This window comes from Kothea flammea (genome assembly GCF_052161645.1).
In the GTDB taxonomy this organism is placed as follows: Bacteria; Planctomycetota; Planctomycetia; order Pirellulales; family Pirellulaceae; genus Laterigemmans.
Genome location: NZ_CP197414.1, coordinates 7465102 through 7476920, shown reverse-complemented (window position 1 = coordinate 7476920; position 11819 = coordinate 7465102). Strand labels below are relative to the sequence as shown.

Annotated in this window: 6 protein-coding genes; 4 read left to right on the top strand and 2 right to left on the bottom strand. The window is 55.5% G+C overall.

The genetic code is table 11. The features are described 5' to 3' along the window. Positions 1 to 76: 76 nt before the first annotated feature. Positions 77 to 3424 carry a DEAD/DEAH box helicase gene (locus SH139x_RS27875; RefSeq protein ID WP_488352989.1) on the top strand — a complete coding sequence of 1116 codons (3348 nt, stop codon included), beginning with the start codon at positions 77 to 79 and terminating at the stop codon, positions 3422 to 3424. A 335-nt stretch (positions 3425 to 3759) separates the two neighbouring features. Beyond that, entirely contained in the window at positions 3760 to 6876 is a 3117-nt protein-coding gene (locus SH139x_RS27870; RefSeq protein ID WP_488352988.1) for a serine/threonine protein kinase, read from the top strand. Between the two features lie 43 nt (positions 6877 to 6919). Here the strand turns inward: SH139x_RS27870 and SH139x_RS27865 are convergent, their stop codons facing one another. After that, positions 6920 to 7966 carry a Gfo/Idh/MocA family protein gene (locus SH139x_RS27865; protein WP_488352987.1) on the bottom strand — a complete coding sequence of 349 codons (1047 nt, stop codon included), beginning with the start codon at positions 7964 to 7966 and terminating at the stop codon, positions 6920 to 6922. A gap of 7 nt (positions 7967 to 7973) precedes the next feature. After that, the gene (locus SH139x_RS27860) at positions 7974 to 9596 is read right to left on the bottom strand and encodes a hypothetical protein (RefSeq protein ID WP_488352986.1); all 1623 of its coding nucleotides are present in this window, start codon (positions 9594 to 9596) and stop codon (positions 7974 to 7976) included. Between the two features lie 90 nt (positions 9597 to 9686). Between SH139x_RS27860 and ald the strand changes: the two genes are divergently transcribed. After that, complete coding sequence (ald, locus tag SH139x_RS27855) at positions 9687 to 10793, top strand: alanine dehydrogenase (protein WP_488352985.1); 1107 nt, start codon at positions 9687 to 9689, stop codon at positions 10791 to 10793. Positions 10794 to 10796: 3 nt separating this feature from the next. Then, the gene (gene mtnA / locus SH139x_RS27850; protein WP_488352984.1) at positions 10797 to 11813 is read left to right on the top strand and encodes an S-methyl-5-thioribose-1-phosphate isomerase; all 1017 of its coding nucleotides are present in this window, start codon (positions 10797 to 10799) and stop codon (positions 11811 to 11813) included. The last annotated feature ends 6 nt before the right edge of the window (positions 11814 to 11819 follow it).

The following is an 11819-nucleotide window of genomic DNA, read 5'->3' as shown; positions in this document are numbered from 1 at the left end:
AGCACAGCGGTCAGTTAACGTGTATCGTAGACCATAGATGACAGGTTCACGGACGCCCATCCCCGCTGGCCGTTGCATGGCAGAAGTGCGAAAAACAGGTGACTGGCTGGATGATCTCGAGTTGTTGCTGCAGATGTTGCCGGCGCAATACAAGATCAGCTCGGAGCGGCCGCAGGAAGCTGTCCGCCTGAAGGCGCTCTATTTGAGCTGTGAGTTTGGCGTCACGGGAGTTTATGCGGCCGGCGAGATTCAGGGCAGCATCGCGCTTGAAGGCGAAGCTTTTTGGCTGTTCGTTCGTCAGGACCCAGCCGGGTTATTCAGCCGCAAAATCTCTCCCGCCGGCTGCACCTGCGAGCACTCTCAGGGCAAGTACCCTTGCCAGCATGTTTCGCTGTTTTGTCGCTACCTGATTCGCCAATTGCGGAATCAGGAGAGTGACTTGGTGGACAGGCTGCAAAGCGATGAAGTGATCGACACGCCGCCGCCATTCATTTTTGACAACAAAGATGATTTTGTGCTGCGGCTGTCGTTGCTGGATTCGCATTTAACGGCGATCCAGAAAGCTCTCGTTCATTCCGAGGTGGACGATCCAGGGCTGCCTGACCCGGAGGATTTGCTCCAGAAACGGATTGTTTGGAATCTGGTGGTTTCAAATGGTGCGCCCGTTATGCAACCGCTGATTCAGCAGCCAACCAAGCGGGGTGGTTATTCGAAGGGTCGCAAGGTGACGCTGGAGAACTTGCATGCGGAACTGGAGAATCATCCAGAAGCTTATGATTTATCGCCGCAGGATCAGGTGGTTGTTGGATTAATTCGCCTCAGTCCGGAACATTCTTATAGTTTCAGCCCACGCCTTTCCTTGGAGCCGGCGGTCGCCATCGGCCAGTTAGTGGGCGCCGAAAACGTGTTGTTAAACGAGCAGCCGGTGGTAATAGAAACCGCCGACTATGAGGTCAGCATTGGTTGTTTAAGTGGTGATCTATGGGGATTCGAGTTGAAGTTGAGTTCGTCGCTGGGTGAGCCGGTTACGTTCAATAGTTTAACTCCCCGAGATGTTGGCCAGGTGCGGATTATCGGCGAGTATTTGTTGTGGGTGGGGAGCGACGCTGGGCGAATTTGCATTTGCCAGGATCGCGTGGAACGTTTGGAGATGTTGTGGGAGTTAGTTAAGTTTGCTGGGATTGCCAAAATCCATTTAAACGCCTTGTTGGCACGTGCTCGTAACTTGCGCACGACGTTGCCAATTACGTTGCCGCCCGAGTTGGAGGGGCCGCTGGAGTTGTTGGAAACGGTCCCCGTGATGCTGCTCCGCACCCGTGCCGATGGGCAATTAGATTTTGGCTTTCGCGTCCGCTGTCCCGATGGCCGCTTGCGATTACCGGGTGGAGCTCCTTTGATCATGACGACCGAGCGTGACGGTCAGACGGTGCAAGTTCAGCGTGACGGTTTAGTAGAGAAGCAGCGGGCGATCGGCTTGGCCGGTCACCTGGAAATCAAAGTAGAAAATCACCAGAACTGGTCGGGCACGATTGCCGATTTCCAGGCTGGACTTGAATTCTTGGAACGGTTGCGGGAATTGGCCGAGCAGGTCGAGTTGTTATGGGACCCGCAGTCGGCCAGCGAGCCGTCTGTGCTGGGCAGCCTGAGCAACAAAAATGTCAGCGTACAGATTACTTCCGAACGCAATTGGTTCGGCGTTTGCGGTACCGCTCAAGTGGGCGACCAATCGATCCAGCTCGAACAGTTGGTGCAGGCGGTGGGGAGTGATGATTTGCAGACGGTGCAAGGCAACTTTGTGCACCTCGGCAAGGGGAATTGGACGCGAGTTTCTTCGCAGTTGAAAGAGCGTCTGCAACGGTTGCGCGATGCCACGCATACCGAGCGGAATAAGTTGCGATTGGATGCCACGGCGGCACCCTTGGTTCGCGATTTAATGGACGAAGAGTTGCAAGTCGACGCCAGCCAGCGTTGGCATGAATGCCTTGCTCGGTTGCGGCAGGCTGAATCGCTCGATCCGCAAGTACCCACTAATTTGCAAGCCGAGCTAAGAGATTACCAGTTAGAAGGTTTCCGTTGGATGCGGCGGCTCGCGGAATGGGGAGTGGGAGGTATTTTGGCCGATGACATGGGGCTGGGGAAAACCTTGCAAGCCTTGGCCGTGTTGCTCGATCGCGCGGCGGCCGGTCCCGCTTTGGTGATCGCTCCCACCAGCGTCGGTTTTAATTGGGTTCGTGAGGCGGAGCGATTTGCTCCTGATTTAAACGTGTCGCTGTATCGTGAAACCGAGCGGCTGCAGTTCTTGGAAACGGTTGCGGCGAATAATTTGGTGATCTGCAGTTACGGTTTGGCTTTGCGGGACGGGGAAGCGCTTGCGAAAGTGAACTGGACGAGTTTGGTGCTGGACGAAGCTCAGGCCATCAAGAACAGCCGCAGCAAGACTTCGCAGGCAATCCAGCAAATTCCTGCCGATTGGGTCTTGGGGCTGACGGGCACGCCGGTGGAGAATCACTTGGGTGAGTTGTGGAGTTTGTTCCGAGTTGTTTCGCCGGGCGTGTTTGGTAGTTGGGATTCGTTTCGCGGTCGTTTTGCCGCTCCGATCGAGCGGGATCAAAGCGAGTCGGCCCGCATCGCTCTGGCGGATCGTCTCAAGCCTTTTGTGTTGCGACGGACCAAGACGGAAGTGCTTACGGAGTTGCCACCCCGCACCGAGATGAACCTGTACGTCGATCTCAGTAAGGAAGAGCAAGCCCGTTATGAGCAAGTGCGTTTGGCCGCGTTGGGTGAGGTCGAAACGATTGCCGACTTGTCGAATCCACAAGAACAACGGATTCGCATTTTGGCGATGCTGACGCGGCTTCGTCAGTTGGCATGTCACGTGGGCTTAGTCGATCCGAGTTGGGATAAATCGTCCGCCAAATTGGATCAATTATGTTTGACGTTAGAAGACCTCCGCGCCGAGGGGCATCGGGCTTTGGTATTCAGCCAATTCACGAAACACTTGGCGTTGATCCGCCAAGCGCTCGACGAACGCGGCATTACGTATGCCTATTTAGATGGCTCCACGCCTGCGCAAGAGCGCCAGCAGCGCGTGGACGCTTTTCAGGAAGGGGATGCCAACGTGTTTTTAATCTCGCTGAAGGCGGGCGGCACGGGGCTTAACCTAACGGCCGCCGACTACGTGATTCACATGGATCCCTGGTGGAATCCGGCGGTCGAGGATCAAGCCACCGACAGGGCGCATCGCATGGGCCAAGAACGACCCGTGATGGTGTACCGAATTGTCGCCCGTGGTACCGTGGAGGAGGAGATTCTTTCCTTGCACGAGGCTAAACGCGACTTGGTGGCCGGCGTCATGGCGGGCACGCAAGCGGCTGGAAAGATGGACAATCAGCAGTTGATCTCACTGCTAAAGAAACAGCCCTAGCCCCAAAGTCGCCTTTCGCTCCGCCGAAAGTTCCTAAAAACATCTTCATTAAACACCTCCGCATAAGTCATTAAACAAAACGGCATTAGCCGCAGCGCGTCAGCGTCCGGTTCCTCGGAACCGTGAGCGAGCGTTCAACGGTTGATATCACCGAAAGATAGCCGCGATCGTTTCTTGAGTTGCAAGGCTGGGCGGTGAATTTTGCCAAATTATGGTTGCTGCTTACCCTCACAGCGGCTGAATTTTGGTATCCTTAGTGACGGGAACGACGGTGGTTTCGATGGATTGTCTGTCCACACGTTGTCGCGTTCACACACTGAAGCTGGATCATTGCGTTGACCAAAGAGCCGAATCCTGAGATCGAAAAATCGTTACCCGATACTCACGCGGATAACCTTGAGACTCAGAGCCCCGACCAAACGGATGCCATGCTCACTTGCGAAAGTGATGTCTTGGAACACCAATGGCCAAATGCTGAGGTGTCGGTAGCAGGATACAAGATCCTGCAGCGAATTGGCGAAGGGGGCATGGGATTGGTCTATTTGGCAGAGCAGCTCATTCCAATCAAGCGACGGATCGCCTTGAAAGTTGTCAAATGGGGCAGCAATACAAAAGATGTCATCGCCCGGTTTGAGGCTGAACGGCAAGCCGTGGCAATCATGAACCATCCCGGTATTGCCAAGATACTGGATGCCGGCATGACCGCATCGGGTCAGCCCTACTTTGCCATGGAACTGGTGCTTGGTTCTCCGATTACGACTTATTGCGATACCCAGAACTTAGAGATCACCGCGCGCTTGGAATTGTTTATTCAAGTTTGTGATGCGGTTCAGCACGCACATCAAAAAGGCATTATTCATCGCGACATCAAACCGTCGAATGTGCTTGTTGCCGAGCTCAATGACAAGCCAGTTCCAAAAATTATTGATTTTGGCTTGGCCAAAGCTTTGGATTCGACCCACAAGTTGACGGACAAAACTGTTTTTACGGAATATGGTCAGGTTCTGGGGACGCTCAAATACATGAGTCCCGAACAGGCTGGTTTAAACTCAGCGGATATTGATACCCGCACAGACATCTTTGCCTTGGGGATTGTTCTCTATGAACTATTAACCGGCTGCACACCGCTGGACGATGAAACTCTACGAGACAAGTCGGTAATTGAGTTGTTGGCCTATGTCCGCGAGCACGAGTCCCCCAAGCCCAGTTCGCGTTTGTTGACGACTCGTAAGGATTTGCTGGGTCAAATTACGTCACGTCGACGTACCGACAGTAAGCGGCTGACTCAGCAATTGGCTGGGGATCTTGATTGGATTGTTGTCAAAGCTTTGGAAAAAAATCGCAGTCGGCGATATGATTCGGCGGCAAGTCTTGGCGATGACATTCGGCGGTATTTGAATCATGAGCCGATCGAAGCGCGGCCGCCTTCATGGTTCTATAAATCGAGCAAATTCGTCCGCAAACATCGTGGTGTGGTCACCATGTTGGCCGCCGTATTTTTGTCGATGTTCGTTGGCACGTCTGTGGCGACTTGGTTTGCCATCGTTGCCGATGCGGCCCGCAAGGCAGCGGTTAAAGCGGCGGAGGCGGCGACGATGAATGAGGCGGAGGCGATTGCCAATCGTCAGGAAGCGCTTAACGCCATTGATGATTTTTTTACCACCGTTAGCGAAGAAGAGTTGTTGGATTCGCCCGGCCTGCAGCCATTGAGAAGTAAGCTTTTGCAGAAAGCCTATGACTATTACGGCACCCTGCTGGAGGACGCGGATGCGGAGAGCTCCCTGCCGTTGCTGATTGAATCACGGACGCGGTACGCGAACCTGCTTGGCAAACTCGGGGACGATCAAGCGGCGCTCGATTTATTCGATGCTGCGATCGTGGACCTCAGCCGACTAGATACGGCAACCGTCGATCGGAACGAATATGCCCCTCTGCTGTTTTACGCCTACGCGGGCGCCGCGCGCACGGCTCAAAGAAAAGGCGATTTGACCATCGCTGAAGACTACTATGAAACGCTGCTTGCTAAAATGCAGGCATGCATCGCTGCGAGCGAGACTCCTGAACTGGAACTCTGGTTGGTTGAGACTTACTTGGCGATGGCATCGCTAGACCAGGCTCGTGGGCTCATCGCGACGGCGCGAGAGAAATTACTAGCGGCTCAAGACATCGTGCAGCGTTTAACCGAGCAGGAAATTGATGAAGGTCTCGCCCGTGAAGTTGAAAGAGACATTGCTTCGCTGAATGCAACGATTTTGGAGTCGTTATCAGGAACATCACTGCGTGACGAGTCGTTACAAATGCTGACTCAAGCCGTAGAGGTTCGACGGGCGATACGGAGTGAGAATCCCGCTAAACTAGAAAACCGTTTTTTGTTGGGGGGTGACCTGATGACGATCGCTTTTGATCGTCGCCAACTCGATCCTGAGGCGTCGCTGGAGATGTTTCTTGAGTCCGAGCAAATATTGGGAGAATTGAACCGTGAAAACCCTAGCGTTATTTCTTACCGGTTGAGCTTTGCCCGCGCGTTGGACTTGCACGCCTATACCCTGCATCAATACGTTTTGAATCAGTCGCATGAACCACAAGCGTTTACGGAACGTTTGGAGCAATCTTTGGCCTTATACAATCAAGCAGAAGATGTTTTACGACAGCCCTTCACCGGCGACACGTTAACGGCTGCAGTTCAAAAAATGCGGCCTCGCATGCGTTCGTTGTTAGCCTTGATTTATAATGGAAAAGCATTGGTGCACCGCGACTTGGGGGAAGTTGATGCATCAATCGATGAATACGGGGTGGCTATGCAGATTCAGACAGTGGTTATTGAAAATTCGCCCGATTCAGTCAGCGCGCGACGGGACGTGGCGGGAACTTTTCATAATATGGGTCGGACGCTGGCTCATGTTCATCGCTATGACGAAGCCGCTGAAAAGTTTGCCAACTCGGTGCGATTGTTTACGGAAACTCGCGACCAATTTCCCCAAGATAATCGGACCCTAGTGTTCCTTGCGAATGCGCGCTCGGAATTGAACCGAATGCTATTTTTCATCGGAGATTTCACTCGGATCAAAAATGAGTTTCAATCGGTGACCGCGGTCTGGCAGAATGCAATTGAAAAGACTGGCGAAGAGCACGCTGGGCCGCTACAGTTGTCCAAGGTTCAGGATGCGTTGCGTTTGGCCTGCGACAATCAGCTTGAGTCGCTTGATAAGTGCGTCGCAGGTGCACTCGCGGAAATCACCCAGAATCCGAATCTCGCCCATGACACGGCAGCAATGATGATGGGTCTGGTTAAAGGGGTTGACCCACCCGCTCGCATCGATAGCCAAACTTTAGAGCGGTTGGAGAACTATGCGGAGCGATTAACTGCAGCGTTGCTATCAAATAATTTAGTGACCGCGGAAGAGTTATCAAATTCGCCCTTGCTGGGAGACTTGCATGCGAGTGAGAAATAATTCCCGATCTCTGAATCGTTGAATTCACAACGCTCGGATTGGCTCACAGGCTGTCGGCGATAGCCGCGATCGTCTCTTGGGTTGCCAAGGCTTGGCGGCGGAATGAGTCCAGTTGCTTGTGCCCCCAAATTTCATCCCTGAGCGCTACGATCATGTGTTGTTCTTGATGCCCCTCGACGACTTGGCTTTCCACATCACCGGCGCGATCGTGAATCCAAAAACGAGCTGGGCGTTGGCTCCAGGGGCGCGTGAAATCGTCGCAAATAACTGCCGCATCCTCACCGGCCACCTCCATCCATTTTCGCGTGGCGATATCATAACCACACTGGATCGTGGCTGATAAATCATGCTCGAATTCCAGCAAGGCGGAAGCCCGATAGCAGATGCCGCGGCGCCGCAGACCGCTGGCGACAACTCGCTGCGGTGTCGCCCCACCGGCGGCCCAGACGGCCAAGCCGACGGCGTACCAGCCGAGGTCGAGCAGACAGCTGCCGCCGAGCGATTCTTCTAGCCGATGATCGTCCGATTGGAAAGGTTCGAAAAAGGAAACGGCACTGGTGATGTGACGCAGTTGCCCCAGGCGACCGCTGCGGCACAGCGACTCCATCGCGGTCGTGCGTGGATGGTGCACCCAGCCGGTCGCGTCGAGCCAATACACATTTGCTTGGCGACAAGCTTGATCGAGCTGTTGGGCTTCCGCAGAAGTGACAGTTAATGGTTTTTCGCACAACAAATGCTTGCCAGCTTGGGCCGCGGCGAGTGCCCAGTCGCTGTGTGCTGCCGGAGGTAGGGCCAGATAGACGGCATCGATTTCGTCGCTTTCCAGCAGCGTTTGGTAACCATGGAAGCCGTGTGGAATGCCAAACTGGTCGGCATACCAGCGAGCCCGCGTCGCATCCCGGCTGGCAATCCCCGTGACGATCACGCCTGGCGTTTGCTGGAGATCGGCCACCAAGCGACGCGTGATTCGCCCGGTACCCAAAACGCCAAACCGCAGTGGCGCCGTCGAGGACGACTGCTGGCCCTGCGGGGGATCTCCAATCGTGGGATTATTAGTATCGCTGCCGCCAGTCTCTTGATCGTTATGCATTGCGTTTTTAGCTTGCCAATCCTGCGTAGAGGGTCCAACCTGCGATCACCAGCATAGCTATCGCGCTCAACCAGAGACAGGCGTCCCACCAGGAGTTGCTGGCGTCGTTTGCTGGCGAGCTGGGCGTTCTCTTGGTGCCTGTTTGGTGATAGCGAAAGTAGAGCGCGGCGATTGCCAGCAGGGGCAGCATCAGTGCTTGCGCGAACAGGCCGACGCCGATCAGGCGTGCTGGGTTTGGGTAGGTGAGTAGCATTAAGATCGCCAGCACTGGGACAACGCCACAGAGCCTGCGCTGCCAGCGATTTACGCTGGCTGTGTCTTCACCGATGATCCCCGTCACGCGCAACCAGTCGGCAAACGCGTGGGACTGGCCCGCCGTGATCACCAGCAAGCTGCTCAGTAGGACGAGGATCGCCAGGGCCAGCCAAGCATGAGCAAGTCCGCTGGAAAGTGTCGGAATCAGAACGGCTGATAACGTTCTGATCAGATCGTTGGCTGCGGGCACTAGGCCCCAACGCGGCAAGATCGCGGCGCCCAGCAGATAAAAAGCTAGCGTGGCCAAGGTGGTAAAGCTGATCGACGTCCAGGTGTTGAAATGCAGCCAGGCCTTCCAACGGGACGAGCGGTCCGCTTGCTCGTTAGTCGCGTTTACGCTGGGCTCTGGCTCGTGACGCTGGCACCAATACGGAAACAGCACGAGTTCCAGCGAGCCGACGCCGACTAGGCAACAGGCGGCCCACGCGATTTCAAATGCCGGTTCGCCTGTTGCAGCGATGGGAAAGCGAAGGGTCAATCCGGACGCGATTTCTCCTGCCGAAATTGCGAACTGGGGCTGGCTCTGCAAGCCGAAGAACAGTGCCATGAGCAACCCCAAGCTGACCGCCACCACAACGATCGCCACTCCCGACAACCAACGAGGCGGTGGCAAAACGAGCAGCAGGGAGCCAACGGCGACCAGCAGGCTTGACCAAAGTAGGGCGTCGGCCGGTGAGCGAATGCGGCGTTGCCCATCCACTTCGGTGGCATATTTCCGATTGTAATCAGTTTGCAGTTTCTCCACGGCCGCCTCCAAACCCGCCGCTTTTTTCGCCGCAAGTGCTGCTGAGTCGCTATCGGAAACACTCGCAGGCGAACTGGTGACCGGTTGCAATCGCGAACGGCTGGCCTGCCCTTCTTGGGCGATTTTTAGCAGCGCCAACCCATTGTAATCACGGCCAATCTCGGTCACCGGGACGGCGACCGCCAAGCCGCTGCCGGCACCACCAATCAAGCCTCCCAGTTGGCAAATGCTGGCCAGCCACATCAAGCCCCAGCACCAGACCAGCCAATTTCCTCGGCCCGCGATAGCCGGTCCCGGCACTTCAGCAAACGCCGCCAGGCTAGTGCGGCCATGGATCAACGCGTAGCGGGCCAGCTCAAATTGGATAAAGCCTCTCAGCAAGCAGCTGATCACGATTAGCCAAATTAAGCGAAATCCCGACATTCCCCCGACCTGTGTGATTGTGACCACCGCACTCCAGCTGACCGCTGAGACTGTGACTAGGCTGGCCGGGCCCAACAGACGCAGCAAGTTTGCCAATTTGGACGTATGCTCACGCGGTTGCGACAGGTTTTTGGCAGGATCGTTCATAAAGCTTTCTAGCGAAATGGTCGTCGGTCGCGTACAGTATTCCGGAAGATCAATATCCGCTCCTCTCGTGCCGAACAATAGGCCTGAAAAATGATTATTGGCGTACCGCGTGAAGTAAAAATGGACGAGTATCGTGTCGCCATGTTGCCTGTCGGAGTCGAGGAATTGACGCAACGTGGCCATACGGTGTTAATCGAAGCGGGAGCCGGCTTGGGTTCAGGGCTTGCCGATCACGCGTATCTCCGAGCTGGTGCCAAATTGGTGGCCAGCGCGGCTGAAGTTTTTGCGCAGGCCGAGTTGATCGTCAAAGTTAAAGAGCCGCAACCCGAAGAGTGGCCATTGATTCGGCCCGGCCAAACCCTGTTTACCTACTTTCATTTCGCGGCCAGTTGTGACTTAACCACGGCGATGGTTGAATCGGGCGCAAACTGCTTAGCCTATGAGACGTTGCGAGATCACCTCGGACGGCTCTCCTTGTTGACGCCGATGAGCGAAGTTGCCGGCCGGATGAGCATCCAAGAGGGGGCTAAATTTCTTGAGCGCCCGCAGATGGGTCGCGGCATCTTGCTGGGCGGTGTCCCCGGGGTTCCTCCCGCGCACATCACGATCTTGGGAGGTGGCATCGTGGGGGCCAACGCGGCTCGCATCGCGGCTGGTTTCCAAGCCGATGTGGCTATTCTCGACGTGAATCTCGATCGCCTGCGGTATCTCGACGATACCATGCCGGCCAACGTCAACGTGTTGTTCAGTGATCGCCACATGATCCTCGAACAGCTCAAAGTGGCCGACTTGGTGGTCGGTTCGATTTTGATTCCAGGTGCCAAAGCGCCGCATCTCGTACGACGTGAAGACCTGCGGTTGATGAAGCCCGGCAGCGTGGTCATTGACGTGGCGATCGATCAGGGAGGTTGCTTTGAAACGAGTCGACCGACGACGCACCAGGAACCGACTTACATTGTCGACGAAGTGGTGCATTATTGCGTGACCAACATGCCCGGCGCAGTTGGCCGCACCAGCACGTTTGCCCTCTGCAACGCAACTTTGCCGTACGTCATGCAATTGGCCACGCGGGGCATCCAAGACGCTGTGCACAACGTGCCGGCAATTACCGAGTCGGCAAACATCATGGCCGGCAAAGTAACCTATCGGCCGGTTGCCGAAACATTCGACATGCCTTACCACCCCGTCGCAGCATAATCGATGCCTTCACAAACACGGCCGCCGCAAACATTGCAATGGATCGGCGATGAAACGGGTCACCTTCGACTGATTGATCAGACCCGTTTGCCGACAGCACTGGAAATGCTCGACTGTCAAACGGTGGAGCAGGTGTGGCAAGCGATTCGTCAACTTTCGGTCCGTGGTGCGCCGGCGATCGGTATTGCGGCGGCCTATGGAGTTGTTTTGGCAGCCAAAGCCGATCCCAGTCCCGCCGGGTTGCTTTCCGCGATTGATTATTTAGCAACCAGCCGGCCGACGGCGGTCAATTTGTTTTGGGCATTGGATCGTCTGCGTCCGCTGGTCGAGACATCTTCTCCGGCTGAGTTGCTGGCCGAAGCGATTGCCATTCATGATGACGATCGTCAGTTATGTCGGCGGATTGGTCAACACGGTGCTCCGTTGCTGGCTGCTTGCCAAGGAGTGATCACCCACTGCAACGCGGGCGGATTGGCGACCAGCGAATATGGCACGGCGCTCGGCGTGATCTATGCGGCGCACAGTGTTAATCCAGCACTGAAAGTTTACGCGGATGAAACCAGGCCGTTGCTGCAAGGTGCTCGCTTAACAGCTTGGGAATTGAGTCAAGCGGGAGTCGACGTGACGGTTATCTGTGATTCGATGTCTGCCCAAGTCATGCGCGAGGGGCGGGTGGGAGCCGTGGTGGTTGGAGCGGACCGGATTGCAGCTAACGGCGACGCCGCGAACAAAATTGGCACTTATGGTTTGGCCGTGCTAGCCAAATATCACAACATTCCCTTTTATGTGGCTGCACCACATAATACGTTCGATTTAACCTTACAATCGGGCAGTGAGATTCCGATTGAATATCGCGCTGACGAGGAAATCACGCAACCTTTCGGCACCACAACCGTTCCCGCCGGCGTGGCCGTCTACAACCCGGCCTTTGACGTCACGCCCGCCGAGCTAATCGCGGCGATCATCACGGACAAGGGTGTCGTCAAACCACAGCAAATCACCGCCAGCTTCTTAGGGTAAAGCGAT

Bases quoted from the DNA above. Each gene is read 5' to 3' on its own strand.
- ald (WP_488352985.1), top strand. From the start codon at position 9,687: ATGATTATTGGCGTACCGCGTGAAGTAAAAATGGACGAGTATCGTGTC.
- SH139x_RS27860 (WP_488352986.1), bottom strand. From the start codon at position 9,596: ATGAACGATCCTGCCAAAAACCTGTCGCAACCGCGTGAGCATACGTCC.
- SH139x_RS27875 (WP_488352989.1), top strand. From the start codon at position 77: ATGGCAGAAGTGCGAAAAACAGGTGACTGGCTGGATGATCTCGAGTTG.
- mtnA (WP_488352984.1), top strand. From the start codon at position 10,797: ATGCCTTCACAAACACGGCCGCCGCAAACATTGCAATGGATCGGCGAT.
- SH139x_RS27865 (WP_488352987.1), bottom strand. From the start codon at position 7,966: ATGCATAACGATCAAGAGACTGGCGGCAGCGATACTAATAATCCCACG.